28 protein-coding genes and 1 pseudogene are annotated in these 26,162 nt (G+C 64.7%); 8 read left to right on the forward strand and 21 right to left on the reverse strand.

Going from position 1 to position 26,162, the window contains the following annotated elements; translation table 11 throughout:
• Position 1 precedes the first annotated feature (1 nt).
• The 4 genes from ACE3UG_RS13010 to ACE3UG_RS13025 are packed head-to-tail and all read left to right on the forward strand — an operon-like array spanning position 2 to position 3,613.
• Positions 2–1,183 carry a thiolase family protein gene (locus tag ACE3UG_RS13010; protein ID WP_008642583.1) on the forward strand — a complete coding sequence of 394 codons (1,182 nt, stop codon included), beginning with the start codon at positions 2–4 and terminating at the stop codon, positions 1,181–1,183.
• A complete protein-coding gene (locus ACE3UG_RS13015; protein ID WP_008642581.1) occupies positions 1,180–1,980 on the forward strand; it encodes an enoyl-CoA hydratase/isomerase family protein in 801 nt (266 codons plus the stop codon). Before ACE3UG_RS13010 ends, ACE3UG_RS13015 begins: the two co-directional genes overlap by 4 nt.
• Before the next feature lie 30 nt (positions 1,981–2,010).
• The gene (locus ACE3UG_RS13020; protein WP_008642580.1) at positions 2,011–2,793 is read left to right on the forward strand and encodes an SDR family oxidoreductase; all 783 of its coding nucleotides are present in this window, start codon (positions 2,011–2,013) and stop codon (positions 2,791–2,793) included.
• Positions 2,794–2,824: 31 nt separating this feature from the next.
• Entirely contained in the window at positions 2,825–3,613 is a 789-nt protein-coding gene (locus ACE3UG_RS13025) for an enoyl-CoA hydratase/isomerase family protein (RefSeq protein ID WP_008642579.1), read from the forward strand.
• Between the two features lie 46 nt (positions 3,614–3,659).
• Here the strand turns inward: ACE3UG_RS13025 and ACE3UG_RS13030 are convergent, their stop codons facing one another.
• The 9 genes from ACE3UG_RS13030 to ACE3UG_RS13070 all read right to left on the reverse strand — a co-directional run bounded on the left by ACE3UG_RS13030 (position 3,660) and on the right by ACE3UG_RS13070 (position 11,064).
• Positions 3,660–5,627, reverse strand: a complete 1,968-nt coding sequence (locus ACE3UG_RS13030; protein WP_008642578.1) for a relaxase/mobilization nuclease and DUF3363 domain-containing protein — start codon at positions 5,625–5,627, stop codon at positions 3,660–3,662.
• 448 nt (positions 5,628–6,075) lie between these two features.
• A complete protein-coding gene (locus ACE3UG_RS13035; RefSeq protein ID WP_034201273.1) occupies positions 6,076–6,672 on the reverse strand; it encodes a S26 family signal peptidase in 597 nt (198 codons plus the stop codon).
• Entirely contained in the window at positions 6,669–7,214 is a 546-nt protein-coding gene (locus ACE3UG_RS13040) for a DUF2840 domain-containing protein (RefSeq protein WP_034201274.1), read from the reverse strand. Before ACE3UG_RS13040 ends, ACE3UG_RS13035 begins: the two co-directional genes overlap by 4 nt.
• Positions 7,211–7,495 (reverse strand): hypothetical protein, encoded by a 285-nt coding sequence (locus ACE3UG_RS13045; protein ID WP_034201275.1) that lies wholly within the window; start codon positions 7,493–7,495, stop codon positions 7,211–7,213. Before ACE3UG_RS13045 ends, ACE3UG_RS13040 begins: the two co-directional genes overlap by 4 nt.
• Positions 7,492–8,130, reverse strand: coding sequence for a ParA family partition ATPase (parA, locus tag ACE3UG_RS13050; protein WP_034201276.1), 639 nt, complete (start codon positions 8,128–8,130; stop codon positions 7,492–7,494). The genes ACE3UG_RS13045 and parA overlap by 4 nt, the downstream gene beginning before the upstream one ends.
• Positions 8,131–8,383: 253 nt before the next feature.
• A complete protein-coding gene (locus tag ACE3UG_RS13055; protein WP_034201277.1) occupies positions 8,384–9,241 on the reverse strand; it encodes a replication initiator protein A in 858 nt (285 codons plus the stop codon).
• A gap of 26 nt (positions 9,242–9,267) precedes the next feature.
• The gene (locus ACE3UG_RS13060; RefSeq protein ID WP_034201895.1) at positions 9,268–9,549 is read right to left on the reverse strand and encodes an AlpA family transcriptional regulator; all 282 of its coding nucleotides are present in this window, start codon (positions 9,547–9,549) and stop codon (positions 9,268–9,270) included.
• Positions 9,550–9,632: 83 nt separating this feature from the next.
• Positions 9,633–10,388 (reverse strand): DUF2285 domain-containing protein, encoded by a 756-nt coding sequence (locus tag ACE3UG_RS13065; RefSeq protein WP_034201278.1) that lies wholly within the window; start codon positions 10,386–10,388, stop codon positions 9,633–9,635.
• Between the two features lie 325 nt (positions 10,389–10,713).
• The gene (locus tag ACE3UG_RS13070) at positions 10,714–11,064 is read right to left on the reverse strand and encodes a DUF2958 domain-containing protein (RefSeq protein WP_034201279.1); all 351 of its coding nucleotides are present in this window, start codon (positions 11,062–11,064) and stop codon (positions 10,714–10,716) included.
• A 233-nt stretch (positions 11,065–11,297) separates the two neighbouring features.
• Here ACE3UG_RS13070 and ACE3UG_RS13075 point away from each other — a divergent pair, with 233 nt between their 5' ends.
• The gene (locus ACE3UG_RS13075) at positions 11,298–11,591 is read left to right on the forward strand and encodes a helix-turn-helix domain-containing protein (protein ID WP_034201896.1); all 294 of its coding nucleotides are present in this window, start codon (positions 11,298–11,300) and stop codon (positions 11,589–11,591) included.
• A gap of 366 nt (positions 11,592–11,957) precedes the next feature.
• Here the strand turns inward: ACE3UG_RS13075 and ACE3UG_RS13080 are convergent, their stop codons facing one another.
• From ACE3UG_RS13080 to ACE3UG_RS13095, 4 genes are all read right to left on the reverse strand, one after another.
• Positions 11,958–12,263, reverse strand: coding sequence for a DUF736 domain-containing protein (locus ACE3UG_RS13080; RefSeq protein WP_034201280.1), 306 nt, complete (start codon positions 12,261–12,263; stop codon positions 11,958–11,960).
• 778 nt (positions 12,264–13,041) lie between these two features.
• The gene (locus ACE3UG_RS13085; RefSeq protein ID WP_226145693.1) at positions 13,042–13,362 is read right to left on the reverse strand and encodes a siderophore-interacting protein; all 321 of its coding nucleotides are present in this window, start codon (positions 13,360–13,362) and stop codon (positions 13,042–13,044) included.
• Positions 13,251–13,721 (reverse strand): siderophore-interacting protein, encoded by a 471-nt coding sequence (locus ACE3UG_RS13090; RefSeq protein ID WP_319001737.1) that lies wholly within the window; start codon positions 13,719–13,721, stop codon positions 13,251–13,253. Before ACE3UG_RS13090 ends, ACE3UG_RS13085 begins: the two co-directional genes overlap by 112 nt.
• Entirely contained in the window at positions 13,714–14,937 is a 1,224-nt protein-coding gene (locus ACE3UG_RS13095; RefSeq protein WP_034201897.1) for an arabinose transporter, read from the reverse strand. The genes ACE3UG_RS13090 and ACE3UG_RS13095 overlap by 8 nt, the downstream gene beginning before the upstream one ends.
• Positions 14,938–15,114: 177 nt before the next feature.
• On the opposite strand from ACE3UG_RS13095, the gene ACE3UG_RS13100 reads away from it, so the two are divergent.
• Positions 15,115–15,654 (forward strand): TetR/AcrR family transcriptional regulator, encoded by a 540-nt coding sequence (locus ACE3UG_RS13100; RefSeq protein ID WP_374624576.1) that lies wholly within the window; start codon positions 15,115–15,117, stop codon positions 15,652–15,654.
• Positions 15,655–15,704: 50 nt separating this feature from the next.
• Positions 15,705–15,982: pseudogene (locus ACE3UG_RS13105) on the forward strand (GNAT family N-acetyltransferase); the annotation flags it as partial.
• A gap of 130 nt (positions 15,983–16,112) precedes the next feature.
• Here ACE3UG_RS13105 and ACE3UG_RS13110 read toward each other — a convergent pair.
• The 5 genes from ACE3UG_RS13110 to radC form a co-directional block, all read right to left on the reverse strand.
• Positions 16,113–16,322 (reverse strand): hypothetical protein, encoded by a 210-nt coding sequence (locus tag ACE3UG_RS13110; RefSeq protein WP_034201282.1) that lies wholly within the window; start codon positions 16,320–16,322, stop codon positions 16,113–16,115.
• Between the two features lie 62 nt (positions 16,323–16,384).
• On the reverse strand, positions 16,385–18,421 hold the full coding sequence (locus ACE3UG_RS13115; protein WP_034201283.1) for a ParB/RepB/Spo0J family partition protein: 2,037 nt from the start codon (positions 18,419–18,421) through the stop codon (positions 16,385–16,387).
• 66 nt (positions 18,422–18,487) lie between these two features.
• Positions 18,488–19,318: a DUF932 domain-containing protein gene (locus ACE3UG_RS13120; RefSeq protein ID WP_034201284.1), complete on the reverse strand. Its 831-nt coding sequence runs from the start codon at positions 19,316–19,318 to the stop codon at positions 18,488–18,490.
• A 729-nt stretch (positions 19,319–20,047) separates the two neighbouring features.
• Positions 20,048–20,398 (reverse strand): DUF2958 domain-containing protein, encoded by a 351-nt coding sequence (locus ACE3UG_RS13125; protein WP_034201285.1) that lies wholly within the window; start codon positions 20,396–20,398, stop codon positions 20,048–20,050.
• A 276-nt stretch (positions 20,399–20,674) separates the two neighbouring features.
• Positions 20,675–21,181: a DNA repair protein RadC gene (radC, locus tag ACE3UG_RS13130; RefSeq protein ID WP_034201286.1), complete on the reverse strand. Its 507-nt coding sequence runs from the start codon at positions 21,179–21,181 to the stop codon at positions 20,675–20,677.
• A gap of 358 nt (positions 21,182–21,539) precedes the next feature.
• Here radC and ACE3UG_RS13135 point away from each other — a divergent pair, with 358 nt between their 5' ends.
• Positions 21,540–22,466: an IS5 family transposase gene (locus tag ACE3UG_RS13135; RefSeq protein WP_080747387.1), complete on the forward strand. Its 927-nt coding sequence runs from the start codon at positions 21,540–21,542 to the stop codon at positions 22,464–22,466.
• A 39-nt stretch (positions 22,467–22,505) separates the two neighbouring features.
• Here ACE3UG_RS13135 and ACE3UG_RS13140 read toward each other — a convergent pair whose 3' ends face one another.
• The 3 genes from ACE3UG_RS13140 to ACE3UG_RS13150 form a co-directional block, all read right to left on the reverse strand.
• Positions 22,506–23,549: a YhcG family protein gene (locus ACE3UG_RS13140; RefSeq protein ID WP_046196821.1), complete on the reverse strand. Its 1,044-nt coding sequence runs from the start codon at positions 23,547–23,549 to the stop codon at positions 22,506–22,508.
• Positions 23,546–24,751 (reverse strand): site-specific integrase, encoded by a 1,206-nt coding sequence (locus ACE3UG_RS13145; RefSeq protein ID WP_034201287.1) that lies wholly within the window; start codon positions 24,749–24,751, stop codon positions 23,546–23,548. The genes ACE3UG_RS13140 and ACE3UG_RS13145 overlap by 4 nt, the downstream gene beginning before the upstream one ends.
• Before the next feature lie 294 nt (positions 24,752–25,045).
• Positions 25,046–26,161, reverse strand: coding sequence for a YbdK family carboxylate-amine ligase (locus tag ACE3UG_RS13150; protein ID WP_374624501.1), 1,116 nt, complete (start codon positions 26,159–26,161; stop codon positions 25,046–25,048).
• Between the last annotated feature and the right edge of the window lies 1 nt (position 26,162).

Below are 26,162 nucleotides of genomic sequence, written 5' to 3' on the forward strand. Positions count from 1 at the left end.
CATGAATGACCATGAACCCGTCATCGTCGGTGCGCTGCGCACCCCCGTGGGCAAGCGCGGCGGGCGCTTGCAGAAATGGCACCCCGTTGATCTGCTGGGTGAGACGCTGCGTCAGCTGGTCGAGCGCTCCGGCATCAACCCCGCCGATCTGGACGATGTGATCGTCGGTTGCGTGCTGCAGTGGGACCAGCAGCACGGCAATCTGGGCCGGCATGCCGTGCTGGCGGCGGGGCTGCCAGAATCCGTCCCGGCGGTGACGGTCGACCGGCAATGCGGCTCCGGCCAGCAGGCGGTGAGCTTTGTCGTGCACGGTATTCAAGCGGGCGCCTACCAACTGGCCATCGGCGCCGGGGTAGAGTCGATGTCGCAGGCGCCCATGCCGCCGTCATTCAAGCCCGGCGCGCCGCTCGGCGCGCAATACAGCCCGCGTGAGCTGGCGCGCTACCAGGGCAACCCGCTGATACCGCAAGGCGCTTCGTCGGAGTTGATGAACAAGCGCTTCGGCCTCACGCGCGAGGCGCTGGACGCCTTCGCCGTGCGCAGCCATCGGCGCGCCATTGAGGCTTCGCGGGCTGGTCGTGTCCAAGACCAACTCGTGCGGCTGCATGAGGATCCGACCGACCCAGACAGCCCGCTCGTCACCGCCGACGAGGGCATGCGCGCCGACCCCAACCCCGAGAAGATGGCTACGCTTAAGCCCGTGTTTGCCGCAGACGGCGCTACAACGGCTGCTAACTCCTCGCAGATCAGCGACGGCGCCGCCGCGCTGCTGATCGCCAGCCGCGCCTACGCCCAGCAGCACGGCCTGAAGCCGCGTGCGCGCTTCGTCAGCACCGCAGTGGCGGCAGCCGACCCTGTCATCCAGTTCACTGCTGTGCTCGATGCCACCCGCAAGGCGTTGAAGGAATCGGGGCTGACCCCGGCCGACATCGACCTGTTTGAAGTCAATGAGGCATTCGGCGGCGTGCCGCTGATGTTCCAGCAGGAATTCGGCATTCCGGACGACCGCCTCAACGTCAATGGCGGCTCGGTGGCCATCGGCCATCCGCTGGGCTCCACTGGCGCGCGCATGCTCACCGACCTGCTGTGCGAGCTGGAGCGCCGAGGCGGCCGCTATGGCTTGCAGACCATCTGCGAGGCTTCGGGCACGGCCAACACCACCATCATCGAGCGCCTGGCATGAACGAGGCCACCATGAGCGAAGCCAGCGAAGTGCTCGTCAGCCGCGAAGGCGCCATCGTCACCTTGATCATCAACCGCCCGCGCGCGAAGAACAGCTTGAACCGCGCAGTATTCGATGGCCTGCGTGCACAGCTCGTGCAACTGCGCGACGACGATGCCGTACGCGCGGTCATCATCACCGGCGCCGAGGGCGTGTTTTGTGCAGGGGCCGACATCACGGCCTTCGACTCTCTGCGCGCCGAACCGCTGCTGGGCGACCGTGCGGCGGCAGGTGGCCACTTCTGGGCGGAACTGGAGCGCTTCCCTAAGCCCGTCATCGCAGCCGTGGAAAAGCTCGCGCTGGGCGGCGGCACGGAACTGGCGTTGGCCTGTGACATTGCTATCGCTGGCGAGTCCACCAAGTTCGGCGTGCCTGAAGTCAAGCTGGGCGCCATTCCCGGGGCCGGGGGCACCCAGCGTCTGATCCATGCCATCGGCAAGTCCAAGGCTATGGCCCTGCTGCTGACCGGCGATTTCATCGACGCCCGCAAAGCCTGCGATGCGGGCATGGTCGCCGAGGTGACGGCTGACGGCCAGGCCCTGCCGACGGCGTTGGCGATGGCCAACCGGATTGCATCCAATTCGCCGCTGGCCGTGGCACTGGCGAAAGATGCGGCACTGGCCAGCTTTGAAACTCCGCTCGCGCAAGGCCTGGAGCATGAGAAGCGTAATTTCCTCGTCGCTTTGCATTCGGCCGACAACCTGGAGGGGCAAGCCGCATTCCTCGGCAAGCGCCTCCCCCACTTCACGGGCCAATAGCGCCTGTCTCTCATCCATCGAGCAAAAATCATGCAACTCAATTCCGACATCTCCGCCGTCATCACCGGGGGCGCTTCCGGCCTAGGAGCTGCCACGGCCAGGCGCTTGGCCAGCCATGGTGTCAAAGTCGCCATCTTTGACATGAACGAAGCCATCGGCCAGGCGTTGGCCAGCGAACTTGACGGTGTTTACTGCAACGTGGACGTGACGTCCGAGGAGCAAGTGGACGCCGCCTTCGCCAAGGCCCGCGCGGCCATTGGACAGGAACGCATTCTGGTCAACTGCGCCGGTACTGCCGATGCCGTCAAGACGGTCAGCCGCGACAAGAAAACCGGCGAAATCCGCCCATGCCCAACAGATCGTTTCAATCGCATCATTCAGATCAACCTAGTGGGCACCTTCCGCTGCATCGCCAAGTCAGCCGCGGGCATGTTGACGCTCGCGCCGCTGGCCGATGGCGACCGCGGCGCCATCGTCAACACTGCGTCGGCCGCCGCACAGGATGGCCAGGTTGGCCAGGCCAGCTATGCTGCCAGTAAGGCTGCCATCGTGGGCATGGCCTTGCCGATTGCGCGCGACATGATGGACGAAGGGATCCGGGTCAACACCATCATGCCGGGGATCTTCGGAACACCATTGCTGCTGGGCCTGCCGGACAACGTCAAGCAGGCGCTGGCGGCCAGCGTGCCCTTTCCCAAGCGTTTGGGCGATCCCGATGAATTCGCGCAGGCCGTCGAGTTTCTCGTCACCTGCGGCTACATGAACGCCGAGTCCATTCGGGTGGATGGCGCTATTCGCATGGCGCCGCGCTGACGCCTGAAATCTTGGCCCATCAGGAAGCGTCATGTCCGAAAATTCTGTCATTCTCGAAAAGCATGGTGCTGTTGCGACCATCACACTCAATGCGCCTCAGAAAAAGAATGCGCTGAGCACGTCTGTCGTCAACGTGCTAGCTGGCGTCATTGCAGACGTCGAACGTGACGGCTCGATTCGCGCTTTGCTGCTGCGCGGCGAGGGCCGGATGTTCAGTTGCGGCGGCGACATCGACGAAATGGCGGCAGCAGGCGAAGCGTTGTCTACCTTGGTCGATGACGAATTGAGGGTGGTCGAACGCATGATTCCTCAATTCGCCAGCCTGCCATTCCCGGTGGTCTGCGCCGTACAAGGCGCGGTCGCTGGAGGCGGCCTCGGACTAGCATTGGCCTCTGACTACCTGATTGCCGCAAGTGGGACGAAATTCGTGGCGGCCCACACCGGCCTTGGATACGCGGGGGATTTCGGCATCAGCTGGCTCCTGCCGCGCGCAGTGGGCGGACGACGCGCACGCGACATGATCCTGACCAACCGCGTGGTCGGTTCGGATGAAGCCTTGGCCTGGGGATTGGTCGAGAAAGTAGTTCCGGGCGAGAGCCTGCTGGACGAAGCGCAGCGCATGACGGTGCAATTCTCGACCGGTCCTACGCATGGTTATGCGGGCGCCAAGCGCCTGCAACTTGCTGCCTTCGAGAGCGGTCTGGTGACCTCATTGAGGTTAGAGGCGGCCGAAATGAATCGGGCCTCGAAAACCACGGATTCGCTGGAAGCGGTCCACGCGTTCGTCGCAAAGCGAGTGCCTCAGTTTACCGGACGCTGATCGGTTGTAGACGCATCCAGTTGGTGGAGTTCAATTGCCGTTGGCGTCAGGTAATGGATAAACCCAACTGGCGTCGGATTTGCCAGGATACAGTGCCACCATGTATCTGTGCAGAAATCAGCATGCCGAGTCGTTGTTCGATGACCGGCTTCCACGGCACCAGGCTGAACCCCATACCGTCATCCAGCATCGCGTAGCGCCCGCTGGCCAGCATGAGGCTGCGGCGGTAGATACCCGCCACGCGCTGCCCCTCAGCTACCGGACGATGCTCCAAGCCCGTATCAGCGGCAATGTCCTTCGCGGCCTGCGCCACTTCCCGATTGCGCAACGCGCCCAGCAGATTGCGCGCCAGGATCACGCGCTGGCCGCGCCGCTCGGCCAGTCCCTGTTCGGCCAGGAAATCGGCGCGCTGCTGTAGCGCCTGCTTGGCCTCGCCGCCAAAGCCCAGGTCACCCAGACCGGAGCCGCCGCCGATCAACTGCTGATCCAGCCAGGTGGCACCGATCACGCGGGCCTGCCGCTCGATGGGCAGGTGCGATTTCAGCTCCACGGCCACGCCGCCCAGGCGCTGCGCGTCGTACTGGCGGCCACGCTCAGGCAAGTCACCGGGCACCTTCCATAGTCCCTCAGCGACGCGCTCCACGATGCCCGCTCGGCGCAGGGCTTCAAGGCGGCGGACATGGGCCGCAACCACTTCATGCGGGTCGCGGCCATCCTTGGCCTGGCCTTGTGCAATGGCCAAGTGATGGTCGGTGCGGTACAGCCCATTGGTCGCCAGCGCGGTGATGGTCTTGTCCGCTGCGCGCACCTCGGCGGAGCCTTTCACCTCGACCACTGCGCTCATGGGGTACTGCTCCAGTTCCGTCCTGGGCGGCAGCGCCACATAGTGGGCCTTGCCGTCGATGCCATCGACCACCAGATAGCCCCGGTCGTACAGTTCGTCGGCCAGTCCTTTGCCCGCCACGCGGCCGATGATGGAGTGTCCATCCTCGCCCGGTTGGAACACGGCCAGGTCACGCTGCTTGCCGCCCATCGCGCGCTGCATGGTGCGGATGATGTCGCCACGTTCTCCCATGGCCCGCAAGGTTTTCTCGGCATCGGCATGCACGGCCCAAGTGCCGGGCTGGGTCTGCGTGGCAAGCCCCATGCGTTGAAGCCGCTGCAAGCGCCCGACCAGCAGCAGACGCTGGCGTTGCAGTTTGGGTTCGTTGAAGCGCTCGACCTTCACCAGGCCGTCCACCGCCTCGCGCTGGAGGGTGCGATCCAGGCTCGTCCACCGCTCCTGTTCCACTTCGCGGGCTAGGGTGCGCTGGATCTCCAGCTCGGTGCGCGGCCCCAGCCATTCGGTGGCCAGTTCCATCGCCCGCTCGCGCATGCCGCGGGTGATGTACTCCTGCGAAATGATGAGATCCTTGCCAGTGTCGTCCTTGCCGCACAGCACGACATGGGTGTGCGGGTTGTCGGTATTCCAGTGATCGACCGCCACCCAATCCAGGCGGGTGCCCAGGTCGGCCTCCATGCGCTGCATCAGGTGCCGGGTGTAGGTGCGCAGGTCTTCGAGCTGCTCCGCATCCTCGGGCGAGACGATGAAGCGGAACTGGTGGCGGTCGCCCTTGCCACGCTCCTCGAAGGCGGCCGTGTCCGCCTCGTCGGTGATGGCGCCATAGGCACGGCCCTGTCCACCCTGGCGGTCCACGCCTTCGCGCTCGATGTAGCGCAGGTGCTGCACGGTGGAGCGGCCGCTGGCCTGCTGCAAATACACCAGCCGCACCTTGACCGTGGCCCGGCGAGAAAGCGCCGTCAACGACTGGCCCGTGAAGCGGGCTGCGACATGACCGCGCCCCAGGCGCGAACCGGGGGGCTTGCCGGTGGTCTTGCGCCCCCGGCCAGAGACGCCAGCGGCCTTGCTCGTCTGGCGCAGCACCTGGGCAATGAAGGTGTCGCCGCGCTGCCTGGGCTTGCTGGGCCGCACGCGAAAACGGTCATCGTCACCGGGATTTCCGCGCTGGCTCATGATGCAGTCCCCACCAAGCCCATCGCGCCCGAGCGCATGCGGCACACGGTATTCCCAATGCCCGCAAGGCCTTGGGGCTGCTGGCGGCACGAAGCCACCTTGTGGCGAGTGCCGCCCCCAACCCACGTGCAGACTGGCTTTGCGCGCGCCGTGGTGCCGCGCCCTTCAATCTTGCCTTCCGCCTTTGCCCCTCGCTGGCGCTCCGGGCAGCGGCGGCCCGGTGGCGCTGCTGCACGAGCAGCCAGCGCGCCGGCGAACGCGAACACGGCCACAGGCCGGGCGCGTTCGAGGCAAGACGCCTGCACGTTGGATTGCTGCGCCGAAGGCAGCGCGAAGTGCGGCGCGGATGCGCTCGCACTGCACGCGCGACGACACGGCGACGGACAGCAGCACGACATGCTCGATGGCACGACGAGATGCAAGGCAACGTGCAGCGAGTCGGCGGCCATCATGGGCGCGACTCCAGCCAGACCGGATGCGCAACGCCGATCACGGCCGCTGCACTGACCGGTCCGAAGTAGCGGCTGTCGAACGACGCCGGATTGGTGACACTGAGCAGAAACAGCTCGCCGGGCCGAAGGCGGCGGCACTGCTGCCAGGATGGCAGCGGCCGGCCCCAGCGGTCGGCAGATAGCACGGCGGCCGAAGGCACGCCGTCGATGCGGACGCTGCCCCCAATGATGCAAACCTCCTGCGGTGCGACCGCGCCCACGCGCTTGAGCAGCGGGATGCGCGTCGGCAGGTAGCCGCGCTGCGCAGCGAGGGCGGCAGCCTCGGCGGGCAGCGGCACCAGCACGATGCTGCCCACGGACAGCGGACGTGGCGGTGAGCTGGCGCGATGGTCGAGCGGATCGACGCGATACCAGCCGACAGCCACGCTATCGGACGGGTTGTAGGTCAGGCGCGGCAGCGGATGCACGAAGGACGCCCAGGCCAGCGCAGCGAGGCCGCAGGCGGAAAGGCCCGCCAGTACGAGGCGAGCGCGCAAATGTGCGCGGGGCGAGCGAGGACGCGGCCCGGTGCCGGAAGTGAAAACGGCGGTCATGGCAGCGCCCTCCCGGCCAGCCAGGCGGCGTGCCGCTCGGCGCTGTATTCGGGCAGCGGCAGGCGCGCAGCGAGCCGGTTGGCAAGCGTGCGCCAGTACGCGGGCGAAGCGGCAGCGGGCGCGATACCCAGCGCGTCGATGCTGTCGATGCGTTCCAGCACGGCACGCACCGCGTTCTCACCTTCGGCGTGCAGCAGCAGGCGTGCGCCGGGCCGCACGCCGGGGATGCGCTGCACGTCGTCCAGCGGCGTGGCGGCCTGCATCACCATGAGCTGCCAGCGCACGGTGCCGTAGTCATTGGCGTGCCAGCGGATGCGGCAGAACATCGTGCCCGGTAGGAACACGGCGCTACGCCGCCAGCGGTCGAGTTGGAGTGTGCGCGCGGGTTCGCCGAAGCGCAGGTAGAGCTTGAAGCGCGATTCGATGTAGGCCAGCGCCACGCGCGTCAGCGGCGTGCTGGCGGACTGGCTGGAAGGCGCTGCGAGCGCAGCCGTAGCCGCGATGGCGGCAGGCGCGGAGGCAGGCGAAGCAAATGCAGTCATGGTGCGTTCTCCCTGCGGTGCTCGGGAAATTCCCGCTCCAGCAGACCGCGCAACAGCTCGGCCACGGTCACGCCCTGCGTGAAGGCCGACACCTTGATGCGCGCCCGCATTGCGGGCGTGATGTCGAGGGTCAGGCGGGCCGTGTAGAGGTCGCCCTTACCCAGCGCATCGGCATCGCCCTGGCGAATCCACGCCTCGGCGTGCGGATTCGCCGGCGGACGCGCGCCGATGCCGACGCGCTTTGCCGTGCGCTTGCTGTTCGGTGGCGGCTTCGCGGTCATGGCGTCCACCGCAGCAGTTCATCCACCAGCGCAGTGATTTCGCGCGCGGCGGCGCTATCGGGCGCCGTCTCGCGGGCGAGCCGGCCAGCGGCCACGCTGTCGGCGAACACGATGCGTTGATGCACTTCCGAGCGCAGCGCAGGAAGCGGCTGGTCGGCGAGCGCCTGGCGCGCTTCGCGTCCGATCACAGTGGTGCTCACGCGCCGGTTGATGACGAAGGCCGCGCGCAGCGCAGGCCGGAATACCTGCGCCTCGCGGATCAGTGCCACCATCTCGGCGCTGGCCCACAGGTCATAGGGGCTGGGTTGCACGGGGATCAGCACGCGCTCGGCCGCCAGCAGCGCGGAGCGTGCCAAGGCGGCGATGCGCGGCGGGCCGTCGATGACAACGTGATCGGCCCGCCTGGCGAGTTCTGGCGCTTCTTGGTGCAGCGTTTCGCGTGCAAGGCCCACGGCGCTGAACAGTCGTGGCAAGCCTTGCTGGCTTCTGCGCTGTGTCCAGTCCAGCGATGAACCCTGCGGGTCGGCGTCCAGCAGCACGACGTGCTGGCCGCGCATCGCCAGCTCACCGGCGATGTGGGTGGCGAGCGTGGTCTTGCCCACGCCGCCTTTCTGGTTGAGCAGCGCGACGATCATGGCCTGGCCCTCCACGTTGGAAAGCCCGGCTGTTGCTGCTGTGCGTGGTGCCGCTCGGCGGTTTTCCACCGGCGTGCGGCGCTTCTACTATCAGTTAGATGATTTAAGTTAGGGAAGTTAGAGGGGCCGTAGACCCGCGCCGTTATTGGGTTTTCTGGCGATTCGTACTCCTGATAGCACGATAGCCGTACTCCCGATAGCACGATACTCCGTACTCCTGATAGCACGAGCCCGTCCACAAGCTGCGCACCGTTTATCCCCGTGCCGTGAACGGCACGGGCCGAAAGGTCAGCAGCTCGGCGCCGTTGTCCGGCATTCGCTCGATGCCCAGGACGTAGCCGGGCATCGACTGCCGCGCGACCAGCGTGCGCAGGTCGTAGGCGAAGTCCGAGAAGCGCGTGGCGCTGCCCGATTTCCGATACAGGTGCCGGAAATCGAATTGCCAGCCGCCCGGTTGGCGCCCGCCGTGCTTGCGCACCAGCCGGTACAGCCATCGCTCGATCCCGCCCGTGAGCCGGAAATACGCCGGGTCGATGGTCAGTACCAGGGCGGCATCCATGACGCCCGCGTAAAACCAGTCCGGCAGGATCAGCTCCAGCCCCAAGGGCGTGCCCTTGGCATCGGCCAGTTCCTTCCATTCGTTGATCCACGAGAAGCGGTGCAGCCGTCTTCCCGTGGTTTCCCGGATGGACGTGGCCACCGTGGTGGATTGCAGGCGATCCAAGGCCGCTTTGAGGCGCTGGTAGTCGCGCAGCGACGTACCGCGCCCGATGAAGCGCAGGATCTCGTAAGGCGTGGCCTGCATCAGCCGCGACGGGCGCAAGCCCGCATCGCGCGCTTCCACGATCTGACTGGCCGCCCAGATCAGGATGTCCGCATCCCAAATCGTGGCGATGCCGTGCTCCTGCGTGCCCTCCACGCGGATCGTGATGCCGCTGGCCCGGAAGTCGATCGGCGCGACGCGCCGCGACTTCGCCAGCGAGAAGAACGGAAAGGCCATCAAGTCCTGACTGTCGCGCGGCGCCATGTCGCCCGGCAGGGCGCGGAACAGGTCGAGCTGTTCGCGCTCTGGCACGAGCCGCTGCCGGGACGGCAGCGCAGGGCTGGACATGGCGAAGGCCACCCGCGCGCAAGCGATCAGCGCGCACGGCTGTCCGCCGAGTGCTGCTCGGCATACTCGGGATCGGACGTGCTCTCGAAGCTGCGATCCGCAGCCCAGGCATCGAGGTCGGCCACGGCGTACATGACGCGTCGGCCGAACTTGCGGAACTTGGGGCCGCCACCCAGCACGCGCTGCTTCTCCAGCGTGCGCGGCGACAGACGCAGGTAGTCGGCGGCTTCGTCGTTGGTGAGGTAACGCTGCGGCTGCGCAGCGGTAGTGGCAGGAGCGGCGGCAGGCCGCAAGGGAGCGGGACGCATGATGAGAGCCTCCATAGCTTTCAAAGCTCCGGCCGCACAGCGCAACCGGATGGAGGCAGTCTCAGAAAACGAAGCCCTCTTGCTCAGGGTCGTTTTGCGCTCTCTTCAAAACGACCCTTCTCAAGCAGCGGTAGTTGTGCTAGGCGGCGATAGCCGCCGCGCATCAACGCATCGCCGCGCCGTACCAGGCGGCGCACCTTGGAGCGCAGGCCGCCGTCGCTGTACCAACCGGCCGCGGCGTCCACTCCGAACAAGCCTTCGGCCACGTCGCGCAAGGACGCGCCCGCCAGGGTCGCGTCGAGCGCCTGCAGGGTGTGCAGTTCCAGCAGCGCAGCAGGCGTCGGCCTGGGCCTGGTTCGCGCGGTGCTGGGCGCGTGACCGAGCGCAGGCGCGGCGGCGCCACCGCGATGGGCGTAGGCGACAGCCATGCCGTCTTCCAGTCCGGGCGCCAGCGCATAGCGCTGGCAATGGCCGGCACTGCGCGCGATCAGCGCCAGTCGCTGGCCATCGTGGAGCAGGTGCTTGTGGCCGGGGATGTTCCAGAAGTCGAAGGCCACAGCGTCAGGTGGCGGATCGGTATCAGGGTGGAGCTGCACCACGGCAGCATGGCCGGGGAGCCAGGCCGCATGCGCATCACGCGCATCCAAGGCTGGGTCTTCCAGCAGGCGCAATCCCCAGCGATGCGCAGCATTGGGGCGGCGCGCACGGCGCATCCAGTCAAGCCGGTAGTCAGGATGGCGGCGCAGGTACTCCCAAGCCAGTGCCAGCACGTCCAACCACAGGATGTAGAGGTAGGCCGCAGTGGGATACCAGTGCGCGACATGATGAGGATTGACCATGACCGAAGCTCCCGTCGAATAGCAGGAACGTCGCCACGGCGTCAGACATGCAGGAGCCTTAAATCAAGGTAGAAATCCGGTTAAGCTGTATCTGTTGGTGTCAAGGCTAATTGGCTCCGGCGTGTTGCGAAATCCGTCCGAATGCGACGGCCGCCCGACTTAGAAATGTCATGCGGCACGGAATACCGTGCCGCAACTCCCGCGAAGGATCGTGGCTATTTTTCGCATGAGGGCACTATTTCGGTGCAAGAGTGCGGATTCAGACTTTGCGGGTCTGGAGCAAGACCGAAATAGCCTTAATGCGCCCGGCTTGAGCGCGAATAGCTCAATCGACGATAGAGCCGTTTTCCTGCGCCAGCCGCAGGTATTCCGACAGCGGGCGCGCCGCCTGGAAGTACAAATCCCGCGCTACGGGCTGCTTGCTCGGGCCGACGATGGAGGCCAGGTCGGACAGCTTGATGTGACCCAGCTCGGGCATACCGATGCCCACGTCCATGACGCCCCAAGCTGTATCGCCGTCGGCAGGATCGAGCGATGCCAGCAGCCAGATCGCGTGGGCGTCGGGAGTGAATAGCCGCACGACCGGCAACGGGTCGTGAGGTTCACCGGCGGCGACCCGCTGCCCGTTCTCCAGCAGCGTGGCGCGCTGCTCCTCGGTTACGAGGGGAGCCTTCATCGGGGTGCTCCTGTTCCAACATGGCATGTCGGTTTTGCGTTTCCACGAAAGCCGTGGAAACACGAAAGCGCAAAAGCTCAATTGTAGAAATCTGCAAAGGCACGTTGGCGGTTTTCCGGTTCCACCGGAATCCGCAGAAGCGGATTTCCGTAAAAGCACGAAAAAGGGCCAAAAGCATGAATGAGTTAAAGATAACGTGGTTTTAATTGTGCTGCGAATTGACGCTTCTGTCTATGCAGAAGCGATCCATCCAGCGCGGCCGACCGGCCGGCACCACCACCTACGATGCCGAGTTGGCGCAAGCCTTCGGCGCGGCGGTGCGTGCGCTGCGGACGGAGCGTGGCATCGCGCAGGAATCGCTGGCGAACCTCGCCGGCATTGAGCGTTCGCACATGGGTAAGGTTGAGCGCGGCGAACACATGCCCACGCTGGCGATCATCTTCAAGATCGCCAGTGCGCTCGAATGCAGCACGGCAGTGCTGATGAGCGAGGCTGAGAGCCAGCTCGCAGCAGCGGCCCAGCCGTAGGCGCTGGGCCACCGATCCGGCGCAGCCGGTTCGGGGACTTCAGGGGCGCCGAGCATCGCGCGGCGGGGATAGGCCGCAGGGCTTTCCCCTGGAGGCAAGCGCAGCGCGCAGCGCCACCGGCGCGAAGCTGCGATAGGGATTGAAGCCGAATGGCCATGACGGCGAAGTCGGCATGGGGCGCAGCCCGCAAAGCCCGGTCGGCGCAGTGCGCCGAATCGCCCTATATCCGCCTTGGCAACCCGAGGTCATTGTGATGCTGCCCGGCCACCACCATCACGAAGCTGGGAAAGCCAAGCCTTCCTGTATGCCGATCCAAGCAGCACTGCGCCCCGCCACGTGGGCGGGGCGCTGCGGCGGTCACGCCGCCTAGGGCTTGCTGCGCGACCAGATCAGGTCGTGCGTGCCGTTCTCGCCTTCGATCAGGCGGGCGTAGACCGTGGCCGGGAACGAAGGATCGTCGAGGGTCACGGAGATGTACTCCCGCCCGGCCTCGCTGGTCTTCTTCCACGCCGCGCCGATGTCGTGACTGGCGGCCTGCAGGCGGAAGTCCGGGGCCTTCTCGTTGTCCCCCTTGTCGTTGGGAACCAACTTGACCTTGACGTTGAGCGTCAGGGTGCGAAGCGTGCCGGCGAAGCCGTCTTTGTCTGCGGTGAAGGTGCCGATGTTGGCCATGATGTTTTCTCCGTTCGGTTGAACAAGGTTCGCGCCCATCGCGTCCTTGTTGTGATCCGGCCGGCGGGGGACGGGCTGGCTGCACCGCTTGCGGTCGCAACGCAGTGGAGAGCCGGGAGGCGAAAAGAATTTGTCCCGCGAGGAATGCGCGCAGCGCAGGGGAAATTGTTTTCGCTGGACGGTTGCAGCAATGAAGCCCGAGGCGCAGCCGCGCCCCCGCCAGGATTCACAACGAGACAAGGACGCATTGGGCCGAACCGCTCCGAAAGGAGACAGGGCTGGCTCGGCATCCCCGCACGAAGGCTGCACCGGCTCGCCCACTGACGCGGGCCAGGTCAACCATCCGACGACAAGCGAGAACGCCCCGGCCGCACCTTGCGGCGCCGGTCTTGAGGCGTGGCGTGGAAGCTCCATAGCGATGCCGGGCGGGATGTCCGTGAACCGTCCTTCGTGACGTGATGGGCGAGAACCGCCAGCGTTGAGGACGGCACGCATTCGCACAACCTGCCGCAGCAAGCACCAGCGTGTTTGCCAGCCCTGTCCATTGCAGCGGAGCGCTGGCCTGGCCGATCCGGCGGTATCGAGGGGTGCCAAGCTCGCGCGGCAGGGATGGGCCTTGTGCCGATCCCCTAGAGGTAAGCGCAGCGCCGCTGGCGCGCAGGCGTGAGGGATTGAAGCTGGATGTGCAACCTTTCGGTCGCACGGGCGAAGTACAACTCTTCTGCGACGACAGGGAAACAGGGAAAGTGGCGAAATTTTATCGGTATCACCTTATTCTTCACGAATCACGATGATCGGACTCTCCAGCCTTCCAATATCCCTTGGCGCTAACACTGTGTCTCGGGAGCTCCCTGTCTTGAAGGTAGTGAAGTTTCAGCTTTTTTATGGCTGCGGATTCACCTGCCATCCAGATGTAGCCTGGACCGGTCGGTAAAGGACGGTGCAACAGCGACTGACATAGCGTCAGTCCGGGTTCCGATTGGGCGTTCATCCACTGAACCCGCAATCGGGCAGGGCTGTCGATCGGCTGCCGGTCATCCCCTGACGGCACCTCGACATACGCCTTGGCGTTGATACCAGAAGGCAAACGGCGTGCAATGCTCTGGATGCCAGGCAACGCCGTGGCATCCCCCGCGAACATGACCCAGCGCGCATCACTGGGAAGCAGAAAGCCGCCACTGCGGGGCCAGAGTCGCCGCCTGCACCGTGCAGGACGAAATCCAGATCCAGTGTTCCTGCATTGAAATCAATGTTTTGTATGGTGTAGGCCCGGCCGTCACCCGAGGGAAGAAAAACTTTCACCCACGCTGCCGGTTCGTTGGCTCCCGCGACTTTGAGAAATTCGGCAACCTCAGAGCCTCCAAGTGTGATCCGTTGCATATGGGGCGTCACCGAACGAACCGCCTGCACGGTTCCGACTGCTCTTTCGGTACGAGGCCTTGGCATGACTTCAGGCATGGTGGCCTCCCTTGGGTGCGGAAATCAGCAGTTGCAAAGCAACGAGAGCCGACAGGGCGACCGCAACGGCGCCCGCAAGGTAGACGGCCTCAATGTGCCATGCGCCTGCCACGGCCCCCAGCACCGGGCCGGTGATGCCCAGGGCAATGTCGAGAAACGCCACATAAGCCCCCATGGCCAAGCCCCGACTTTGTGGAGGCGCCCGGCGCACGGCTTCCACGCCAAATCCCGGAAAGGCCAGCGAGTAACCGAATCCCGTCAGCGCAGCGCCGGCGTAGGCAACGGTAGGGCTCTGGGCGCCCCAGATCAGCAACTGCCCAACGGCTTCGATCAGCACACAAACCAGCGCCACGCTGGCGCCGCCGAGCTTGTCGGACAAGTGGCCGAAAAAGATGCGCGCGGCAATGAACGCCAGGCCGAAGGCGGTGAATGCCAGTGAGGCGTTGCCCCAGTCTCGGGAAGCGAACAACAGGGCAATGAACGCCGTGATGACCCCAAAGCCCACGCTGCACAAGGCCAGCCCCAAGCCCGGGTGCCACACCATCCCCAGCACCTTGTAGAAAGGCGTGCGGCGGACAGCCGTCGGGGCAGTCGCCCGAACGTTGGCAATCAGTGCCAATGCCAACAGGGGAAGAACGACGGCAGCCACTGAAATGCCGGCGAAGCCATATCCACCTTGAATGGCGATACCCATGGGCGCACCCACCGCGTAGGCGCCGTACATCGCCATGCCATTCCATGCCATGACCTTGCCTGCGTTTTGCGGGCCCACGAGTCCGATCCCCCAACTCAAGGAGCCGGTGACGATCAGGCTTTCGCCGCAGCCGAGCAGCACCCGCCCCAACAGCAGAACCCCAACCGAGGCGGCAGGTGACGAGACGAAGGCCAGCGACGCAAGGTAGGCCACACCTGACGCCGACGCCACCAGAAAGCCCGTGACCACGGACCGTTTGGCCCCACGCGTGTCGGAGAGGTTGCCTGCCCAGGCGCGAGAGAGCAGGGCCGCGGCGAACTGCGCGCCAATGACCACACCCACCACCAGCGTGCTCATGCCCAATGTGCTGGACACATGCAGGGGAAGCACCGGCAGCGGCAAGCCGATGGTGAGAAAGCTGACGAACACCGCCAGTGTGATCGGCAGCAACTTGAGAAAGACGTTGGCGACAGGTGGCGGATTTGCCACCTTGGTCGCCCCCGTGTGAGAACGAGAAGACATCAACAACTCCAAACATGAGCATTTGCTCGACATATGGAATAATATGAGTCATTGCTCACGTTGAAAACTCGCGTTCGGATGATCCCCATGCCACCCTTGCCTCAGCCACGCCGCGTCCCCCGCCAGAGCCGTTCTCGGGCCTTGGTGGACGCCATACTTGAAGCAACGGCTCGCGTTTTGACCGAGCGCGGCTATGCCGGAGCCAACACCAATCTGGTGGCCGAGCGCGCTGGCGTGAGCGTGGGTTCGGTCTATCAGTATTTCCCGAACAAGGATTCGCTCATCACGGCGCTCCATGAGCGGCATGCGGTGGAAATGCACGCAGCCATGGAGACCGTGCTGGCAAGCGCGCATCCACTGGACCTGAGAGGGAAACTGGCGGCCATCGTGCGTGCGTGGCTGGCGGCACACCAGGTCGCCCCTGAGTTGCATCGCGTACTGGAAAAGGAATTTCCTTTCTTCGATGCTCCGCCGGAGCAAAGCACGGCTGACCAAAGCATTCAGCACCGCATTCGCCAGTTGCTGGAAGACCACCAAAGCGAGGTCGTGCTGCAGGACCTGGAACTGGCGACATGGGTTGTACTGCGAACCATGGAATCACTGATCCATGCGGCGGTCACTCCGCCTGGCGCCCCTTGCCCCGCCCAGCAAGTCGAGCAGGCCATCGTCGAAATGCTGGCCGGCTATCTGTGTGGTCCGCAAAGACGTATGGTCTAAGCCTGCTGCCCTCTGCAATAGGCCACCAGATCCGCGATAGACAGTAGGGATCCTCCGTCATCATCACCGACAGTCACTGCCACAAGGTCAAAGATTGGTACGGTCTGGGGCTGATCTCCGTCATACCTGCAAGGCAAGGACAAGGCATCGGCTCGCGTCTGATGCAACAGGCGCTGGCCGAACCCGCGTACTACGCGCGCTTTGGCTTCCAAGCGCATCCGGGCCTGCAACTGCCGGGCCGCCCGGCTATTTCGTGGCACTGGCCTTCCACGGGCCAGTGCCCGAAGGCGTCGCGCAATACAGCGATGCCTTCAACGCCGCCGCCTGAGCCAGCGCGAAGGCGGCGACGTTCTGATGGGCTGTTGGCCTTGAACACCGGGCGCGGCCACCGCCGCGCCCGGATTTTTGAAGTTCACCGCGCCCAGGACGGAACGGCCTGGGCGCGGTGCTGACGACGGTTATTCCTTCGTCTCGATGATCCACCACACGGCGCGCGCCAAGGCGCGGCCCGTGATGGGATGAATGTCGGTGAGGTCGGCGCGGGCCGACCAGCCCGAGGGCGGGAGGTGGCCGCGCACGTCGCCATCGCCGTGCCAGCGGCGAGCGCGCACCGTGCCGGGGGCGTAGCTTGCCGCCATGCGCGGGCGGCTGCTGGTGATGCGGGTCATGGGGGCTTCTCCTTCCGGCGAAGCGCCCCGGTCGAGGCCGGGGCGCTTGCCTTCGGCGCGGGTCAAGCGGCCAGCGCCTCGGCGGTTTCATCCGCCATTGCTTCGGCATCTTCCGGGGCGTCCTGCTCCGGGCCTTCGGCCTTGAAGATGGCAGGCATCCAGCCCGTGCCATCGGCCAGCCGCTCGGCCTCGCTGGCAATGTCGGCCTTCTTCAACTTCGCCAGCCGGGAAACCTGATTGGGCGCGTATTCGCCCACGGCTTGCAGAACTGCCGCTTTCGGAACGTGCTTGAAATACCCCTCGGCGGTCGGCTGCCACCATGCGGCCATGTCGAGGCCCACGGCCTGCGCCAGTTCCTCGCCGGGTTGCTGCGCCGTGGCGCGGGGCATCACCACGTCCACCGTGGAAGCCACGCACACGGCCAGCAACCGCACCAGTTCGTCTTGCGGCTTCGTCAGCAGCACGGCGAACAGTTCGGCGCTGTCTTCCGGCAAGGCTTCCCCGGCCACCTGTTGCAGTTTGCGCAGCGCCACGGCGGCAGGCGATTCCGGCCAATCCGGGGCCATGCCTTCCAGCCGGTCTTGCAGTTTGAGGCCCACGCCCAGCGGCAGAGAATCACGGTTGAGGCCGTAGCGCCTTTCCTGCAAGACGGTCTGCACCATGCCATGCACCACGGCAGCCAGCGCAGCTTGCGGATGACGTGCGACTTCGATTTGCAGCGCGGCGGTGCGGTGAGCGCTCAAGCGTTGCGCCAGCCGGTCGGACATGGCGACGCTCTTGGGTTGCTCGTCGTCCTCGCCTTCGTCGTCGTTCTCGGCGTCCGGGTCGCTGAAACCTTGGCGCAGCTTTTCAAGCGTGCGCAGCGCCTTGGCCTCGGCCTCACGCATCAGGCCGCGATGAATGACGGCCTCGCCGTTGCGGTCGATGGTGACGATGGCACCGGCTGCGGCCTTCACATTCGCGCCGTAGTCCTGCAAGCCATCTTCCAGCGCCTGCAACTGCTCGCCCACGGCTTCACCTTCCTCCTGCAAGGCGTCGGCCTTTTCCTCGTCGTCGGCATCCATCGCGGCGTCCACGGCTTCACCGATGGCCCGCATTTTCTCTTGCAGCTTTTCGATGCGTTGCGCTTCGCGCTTGTTTGGCTCGCGCCGTTCCCTCGGCGCACGCTGGAAGGCGTGCAGGTCGGCATAAGTTACGCCCGGCGTGGCGTCCACCCACGCCCAACCCTCGGCGCGGACAGTGGCGGCAATGCCTGCCAGCTTGTCTTGCGCCAGCCGTTCCAGCAGCGCGGCGTCGTTGAGGTACACGCCCGCATCGCCTTCCGCGAACAGGTCACGGCGGATGCCGCCGCCTGCGGCTTCGTAGCTGTCCAGTCCGACGAAGCGCACCAGCGGATGCCGGTAGGCGTCGATTTCCCTTTCGGTGAGGCGTTCGCGCAAGTGCGAGGGATGGCGCTGCCACTGCGGCGCATCGTAGAACGCGCTTTCCTGCGCGGCGTGGTCGTCGGTGATGGCAAGTGCCATCAACTGGTCAAGGCTCACGGCATCGGCTCGGTAGTCGGCCATCAAGCGCGGCGACACGTTGGCGAGCTTCAAACGGCGCTGCACCACCAGCGGCGTGACGCTGAAATCCGCTGCAATGTCCTCGATGGGACGGCCTTCGGCCACCAGCGCGGCGAAAGCCTCGAACTGGTCTGCCGGGTGCATGGCTTCGCGCTGCACGTTCTCGGTCAGACTGGCGGTGCGGGCCGTGCCATCGGCCACCTGCAAGCAAGGCACCTCCCAATCCTTGGCGATGCGGTGTTTCTTCGCCAGCAGCTTCAACGCGGCGAGGCGACGGCCACCGGCCACGACTTCGTAATGCTCGCCATCGGCAGATGCAATCACGATGAGGTTTTGCAGCAGGCCCACGCGCTGGATGCTTGCGGCCAGTTCAGGGATGGACATGCGCGGGGTCTTGCGCACGTTGCGGCCCGTGGGGCGCAGCACCAGCCGCGACAGTGGAACCAAAATCAGGTTCTTGGTCGGGTCGGCAGCTTCCAGCGGGATAGCTGCGGCGGTATTGACGGCGCGGGCTTCGGTTTGGGTAACGGCGTTCATGGTGTATCTCCAATCGAGTGAAACAAGGGAATGGAGGGGAAACCGCCCCTCCGACGGGGGGACGGTTCAGGCTTTCAACTGGCGCAGGCCATCGGCCAGCATCCAGAGGGCGCGATTGAGGCGCACATCGGAATCAATGCCCTGCACCGGGCGGGTCTGCTGGCGGCGTCCGTTGGCGCTGCGGCCATGCAATCCGCCCTTGGTCAAGTTCTCCTGCGTGCGGTTGAACACGCTCCACAGGTCGGGGCGGCGGTCATCGAACCGGCGCGGCATCAGGATTTGCGATTCGGTGATGGGCGCGGGCTTGTTGTCGGTGGGGTCGTACTTGAGGGCCAGCGCGGAACGGGCGAACACTTCGGCTTCGCCTTCGTCCAGCTTGATCGCGCGCATGGCATCGCGGGATTCCTTCACCCGCTCGAAGCCGCTCAATACCTCGAAAGCGCCTTCGATGACGGAACCGGCCACGTCGCCTTTGTGGGGTACGCGCACGTCCGCCACGGTGTCGCCGCAGACAAGGCCATTGCTGCAAACGAAGCGGAACATCCCCGCCAACATTTGATAGCTGCTCGTGCCGTCATGCGAGTTCAGCAGCACGATTTCGTTAGCCTCCGCGCCGTTGATCTGGTTGGCATGGCGCAGGCGCAGCATGTGTTTGGTGTGCTCGCGCTTGCCTTCATCGCGCACGCGGGTTTGCGTCACCATGAAAGGCTGGAAGCCTTCTTTGCGAAGCTCGGTCAGGACGGCAGCGGTCGGGATGTAGCTGTACCGTTCGGAACGGCTCTCATGCGGGGCGTCCGCGAAGATGGACGGGGCCACGCTGCGAATCTGGTCATCGGACAGCGGGTAGTCGCTGCGCAGCGAAGGGGAACGGGAAGCGAAACGGGATGCGAGTTGCATGGTCTTTCTCCTGACAAAAAGAGGTTTGCTGTTCACACCGCAAACCGGATTCCTAGATTCGGAGCCCAGCCTTTCGGCTGTTCGGTGCGGTCGGCACGAGGAACCCGGTTGGCCCTGTTGCCACCGTCTTTCCTGAGTTCATCGCCCGCGACGGTCAGGAGCGCGCGAACGGGCGCCGTCAAGGAAACAAGCGCAGGGTTGGTGCGGCCCGCAGGCGCAGCCGAGGACACGGCCCTGCGCGCCTTGACGGCGCACGGGCGCGGGCTACAGTCGCGGACAAGGTGATGAAGTCAGGGGAGACGGCTGGACAAGGCAACGGCCATCCCTGTGTGCTGAACCGCACGCAAGCGAAGCGCGCAGGCCCGAAGCTGGAAGCCGGGCCGAGGCGTCAGCCGAGCGGAGCGAGGGAACGATGGAAGCCCGACAGGGGCGAAACCCCGCAGGGGGTTCGATGCGCAGCACGACAGCGCGACCGGCCATCCCCCAGGTGGCCGGGGACGCCCAGCCTTCAACGCAAGATCAGGACGAGTCCACGCAAGGCATCGTGAATCTGCTGCGAATGCGGTCTGGCCGATCCGGCGCAGCCGGGTCGGCGGTGTTCAGGGGCGCCACGCCTGCGCGGCGGGGATAGCCCGCAGGGCTTTCCCCTGGAGGGCAAGCCGAAGGTGCGCAGGCATCGCGCCGCATGGGCGCGATGCGAAGGGCGTCCCTCGACGCCCCAGGCCCGGATCAGACAACGATCCGCCCAGCCATCCGCGCATCGCGCGCATAGGCGCTCAACCGCTTCTCGGCCCGAAACGACAGGTCGCGCTCAATCGGCAGGCCCAACCCGCCGCGCACCGTCGCCAGCTCACCCAGGCTGACCCAGCCGATTTCCGGCTCACCCAGCCCCAGGTCGCAAAGACCGAAGGCGTGGTCGTGGTCATCAGGATCAATCTCGGTCAGCAGCCAGGTCGCGCCGGCGTCCGGCGTGAACAGCTTGACCACGGGTGCCGGATCGAAGTCCGGGTTCTCCAAGGATTCGCGGCCGTTGGCCAGCAGCACAATGCGCTGCTCGTCAGTGATGAGTGCGTTGTTCATGGTGAACTCCTGAAAGGTTGCCGGGCGGAATTGCCCAGCCCTTCCAGGGCACGGCGCAGCGCAAGCAGTCAAAGATCGAAGACGGCCGCCAGGCCGCAAGCGCCTCCGGCGCGCAGTCATTGACGGCGAGCACGCCGTGGCACGATGAAGGGAACAGCAAGACCGCCTCCCTCACACCTCCATGCTCCTCGGTTTTCCGCAAGCGAAGCGCGCAGGCCCGCATGGGCCGGAGTTGCGCCACCAGACGCAGCAAAAAGGGGGCCGAAGCCCCCTCGGTCAAATCAGGCCACGTTCGGCAAATGACGCGGCGCTGTTGCCCGCGACGACATGATCCAGCGTGACAACATCCACCAGCGCCAGCGCCTCCTTGAGCCGCTGAGTCAGTGACCTGTCGGCGCCGCTCGGTTCGGGATTTCCGCTCGGGTGATTGTGCGAAACAATGACCGCCGCCGCATTGAGCCGCAGCGCCTCCTTGACCACCTCGCGCGGATGCACCGATGCACTGTCGATGGTGCCGTGGAACATCTCGACGTATTCGATCAGGCGATGCTTCGTATCCAGAAACAGCACCGCGAAGACTTCGTGCTCGTAGCCCGCCAACTTGGCACACAGGTACTCCTTGACGGCCGCCGGTGAAGTGAACGAGGCACCGCGCTGCATCTTGTGCTCGATGACCTGGCGCGCGGCCTCCAGCACCTGCTCGGCCGTCGCCAAGAGGTAGTGGCCCTGCGCGTCGCGCACCATCAACGAGGCGTCGAACGAGGAAAAGGTCAGTTGCGACATGATCGTGCTCCGGTTGCTCGGGCGGAATTGCCCGGAACCGTCGCCAGCACGGCGCAGCGCAAGCAGTCAGGGGTCGCAGACGGCCACCAGGACGCAAGCGCGCACCCGCGCGCGCCGCCCTTGACGGCGAGAACGTCGTGATACGGTGAAGGGAACAGCCAGGCCCGTCCAATGCACACATTCGATGCTGGCAAGCGCAGCGCGCAGGCCCAGAAGGGCCGGAGGCGTCAGCGATTTGGAAGGCTGGCGATAGACAGTCCCGCAGGGATGAGCGGGCAGCGAACCTGGAGCAGCGCGGCCCGGCTTTGCCGGGGCGTTGTTGCACAAATCGTTGCTCAGCAAGCTGTAGGCTTGCTGCATGAGCCAGCCCCGTAAGCCCCGCTACCGAACCACCAACTGGAAACAGTACAGCGCAACCCTTAAAGCTCGGGGCTCTTTGACGGTGTGGCTGGACAAGCGCATGTGCTGGTTTGCCGCTGCAAGCGGCAAACGCGGACGCAGTCCGAAGTTCTCTGATGCCGCTATTCAATTTTGTTTAACGCTCAAGAACTTGTTTTGCCTGGCACTCAGGCAAACCACCGGGCTAGTCGAGTCGGTACTGCACTTGTATGGGCTTGCTTGGCCAGTACCGGACTTCAGTACGCTGTGCAGGCGGCAACTCGATTTGAATGTCCAGATTCCGTATACCCGCAGTAAAGTTGGCTTACACCTACTAGTCGATTCAACAGGAATCAAATTCCTGGGTGAAGGCGAATGGAAATGCAAAAAGCATGGCCCTGAGCGCCGCCGTCAGTGGCGCAAGCTGCACATCGGCATTGACGCCAAGACACTGCAGATTCGAGCCATCTGTGTGACCTCGAACAACGTCAGTGACGCTGCAGTGATTCCTGATTTGCTACAGCAGTTGCCTGCGGATGAAACGCTAGAGAGTCTGACGGGGGATGGTGCATACGACACACAGCCAGCCTACGAAGCTGTCATCAGGCGTGGTGCTATCCCAATCATTCCTCCACGCAAGAATGCTCGAATTCGTAGGGGAAGTGTCTTTGAGTACCGCAATGCAGCCATTACTGCATGCAGGCGGCTAGGGCGTAGTATCTGGAAGCGCTGGATTGGCTATCACCGGCGAAGTTTGGTGGAAACCAAGATGCACTGCATCAAGCGACTGGGCGAGCGTGTGATGTCTCGAACCTTTGAGCGACAAGTGAACGAGCTGCATATTCGAGCAGCCATACTGAACCGATTCACTGAGCTGGGCCGTCCTCAGACGGCAGCCGTGGCATAGCCACGGCTGGGGTTGGGGGTAACTCGCCTCAAACTGGATTTATGCAACAACGCCCAAACCTTCCAAGGCATACCGCGCCAGTGCATGGCCCTTGTCGGCGCACAGGATCAGGCCCACGGGCGGGTTCTCATCGGGATAGGCCCAATGCTCCTTGGCATAGTTGCAATACATGTGCATCTGGCCTACGTCCGCATGGGTCAGGCTGCCCAGTTTCAAGTCGATGATGACCAGGCAGCGTAAGCGCCGATGGAACAGCAGCAAATCGACCCGATACCAGGTCTGGTTGATGCGCAACCGGCGCTGCCGACCGATGAAGGTGAAGCCTTCACCCAGCTCCAGCAGGAAGTCCTCCAGCCGCCGGATCAGGGCGGTTTCAAGATCGGATTCCGAATACTCGTCCTTGAGGTCGAGGAACTCCAGCACATACGGGTCTTTGATGGTGTCGTTGGGGGTGACGACATCCTCGGGCATGGGCACCGCGCCCTTGACCAGCATCGCCGCCTTGTTCTTCGACAGCGCCGTGCGCTCGTAGAACTGGCTGCCAATCTGCCGGTCAAGCTGGCGCACGCTCCAGCCGCCGCGCAGCGCCTCGGCCTCGTAGAAGCGGCGGGCGTGTTCATCCTTCACCGACAGCAGCCGCACGTAGGCCGACCACGGCAGCGTGAACACCTGCGCCAGCTCGCCCAAGGCCAATTTCCGAGACGCTGTCTCGGATTTCTCGGCGGGCAGCCCGTCCCCCGATTTCCGAGACAATGCCTCGGAAATCACCGGCCGGGGATAGGCGGCGAAGAACCGCCGCATGTTCTCCAGGTTGTCCGGGCTGAACCCGCGCCCGAAGCGCGCGGTGAGGTCGGCGGACAGTCGGGCAATCAACTGTTCGCCGTACCCTGCGCGCCGCTTGCCCTGTTGCTCGGCCTCCACGATGCGGCGGCCAATCTCCCAATAGCTTGCCGTCATCAGCGCATTGACGCTGCGTGCCGCCGCCTGGCGCGCAGCGCCAAGCAGCTCCACAATGCCGCTGTGGATGCCGGCGTAGCCGGCAGGCAGGGCCGCGCCTTTTTCCTTGGGTGTCCGGGCGCTCATGCCGTGGCCTCCTGGGGCTGCTGTTGCCGCGCACCGGTAATGGCCTGGCGGCGGCTGGCCACCAACTCGGCCGCGTCGCGCACCGGCTTGTCCTCGGTGTGGACGTAGTGCATGAACATCGCCACGGTCTTGTGGCCCGTCAGCTTCATGCCTACCTTGGTCGGCACGCCCGAATTGGCAATGTCGGTGGTCGAGCGGTGGCGAATGCCATGCGTGCCGACGTGCGGCACGCCGGCGGCCTTGAGCGCCCGGCACCAGCCGCCGTAGTGCTCGCCAAAGGTCAGGTGCTTGTCCGGGTCGTTGGGCGACGGCAGGACATACGGGCAGCCTTCCCGGCGCGGCGCCGTCGAAAGCAGCCGATAGGCTTCCGCGCTCATGGGTTTGGACATGCCGCCGGTCTTGCTGTCGGGCCAGACCACACGGCGGTTCTCGAAGTCCAGCCAAGCCCATTCGAGTGGGCAGATTTCGGAGCGCCGGGCGGCAAACTCGAATTGCAGCCGGATCGCCAGCGGGATGACGTAGTTCTCCAGCCCTTCGGCCTCCAGCTTGTCCAGATGGCGGTAGATCAGCGTCAGTTCGCCGTCCACAATGAGCCGGGTTTCCTTGCCCGGCGGAAACATCGGGACATGGCGGCACGGGTTGGTGCCGTCCGGGCGGTAGCCCCACACTTCGGCCAGATTGAACATCTTGCGCAGCACGCCGAATGCCTTGTTTGCCTCAGTGGGCTTGTACGAGAGCTTTTCCATCAACCCGGCAATGTCGGGGCGCTTCACGTCCTGTACCTTCTTGCGGCCTAGCAGCGGGATGATGCAGCGGTCGATGACGCCCTGATAGCCTTCCTGCGTGCTGGGCTTGTTGCGCTTCTTGGAATAGTCCTCCATGAACTTCGTGCACAACTCAGCCATCGTGGGCGCTTTGCGCGCCTCGGCCTTGGCGCCGCCGGGGTCGCCGCCCCGGCGAACCTCGGCCAGCCAGTCCTGCGCCATGACGCGGGCCTGTTCAACCGTCAGTTCCCCGAACAAGCCCAAGGCGGGCTTGCGGCGTTCCCCAGCGTTTGTGCGGTACTGAAGCATGAACACCCGACGGCCCGCCGGGGTGATCTTACAGAGGAAGCCGGGCACCACGGTATCCCGCAGTTCGATAGCCGTGGCCTGGGGTTGTGCCGCCTCTACGGCGGTCTTGGTGAGCTTGATCTTTGCCATGATGACTCCTTGGAACGACCCGATTCCAAGAGCCACATAGGAGCGGCGCGGGGGGAAGCCGGGTCAGGTTTCAGAAAGCACCGGCATATGATGGACGCGCGTAAGTTATTGATAAACCTGCTGTATCGGGCTACAGCGCAGTCCAGCGAAATGTCGGGTTGGAGTCATCGTGAAATAAAAAACCCCGCCAAGGCGGGGTTCCGTCACACCGATCGCATCGCGACAGGCGCTGCCAAACGCACGCGGTGCCGATTCCAACGACTCCAACACCGGACCGCGTAACGCGGCCTCAAGTCATGCTGCCCATCGCAAGCACTGCTGGCGAACCATTTCATTGAGCGACTTCGCGTCGGCATGCACCTCGCGCAACCAGACGGCGTCGTTCTTACCCGAAGCGACAAGCTGGCGGATCTCGTCGCACGCGACTTCAGCCTCGAGCGCGGCGGCATGCGGCTTGATGACCTCCAGCGTTTGAGCCACATGCTGTCCGAGCGACGTGCGCTCCCCCGTCTGAGGATTCACGTAAGCGCCTTCCAGGCCAAATCGGCAGGCTTCGAAGCGATTGAACGTATAGACGAGATAATCGTCCTCGCTCAGAACAAACGGACGCTCCTCGAGCAGATAACGGGCCAGAGACTGGATATAACAAGCGATAGCGGCCGCGCGACTGACCGACAAGGGGGTATCCATCACTCGCACCTCGATCGTCCCAAAGCCGGGTTTGGGACGGATATCCCAGTAGAAATCCTTCATGCTTTCGACAACGCCGGTTTTCACCATCTTGTCGAAGTACGTCTCGAAGTCGTCCCACTTCAGAACGAATGGGGCCCGGCCCGAGAGCGGGAACGCGAACACCGAGTTCAGGCGCGCCGAGTGAAAGCCCGTGTCCACCCCCTGCACATAAGGCGACGAGGCCGAGAGCGCAATGAAATGGGGGATATAACGGGACATGGCGTGCAGCAGATACAGCGCGCTGTCCGGGTCCGGGCAGCCGATGTGAACGTGCTGACCGAACACCGTGAATTGCTTGGCGAGGTAACCGTACAGTTCCGAGAGAAAGTGAAAACGCGGCGAGTCGTAGATCGTGCGCTCGCTCCATCGCTGAAAGGCATGTGTGCCGCCGCCGCACAGGCCGACGTTGAGCTGCTCGCTCGCGGCCACCAACACGTCGCGAACCCGCCCTAGCTGCGCGACGGCATCGCTGTGGCGATGACAGATATCCGTGGACAGCTCGATCATGCTCTCTGTCATTTCCGGCTTGATCTCGCCCGGATGCGTCTCCTTGGCAACGAGCCGCATCAGGTCCGCAGCCGCTTTTGTCAGGTCGTAATCGTGCCGATTGACGATCTGCATCTCCAGCTCAACCCCGAACGTGCACGGCTTCGAGGGAATGAATTCTTCTAATGACATG

Origin of the sequence: Pandoraea sp. (assembly GCF_041919235.1) — a bacterium.
Lineage (GTDB): Bacteria > Pseudomonadota > Gammaproteobacteria > Burkholderiales > Burkholderiaceae > Pandoraea.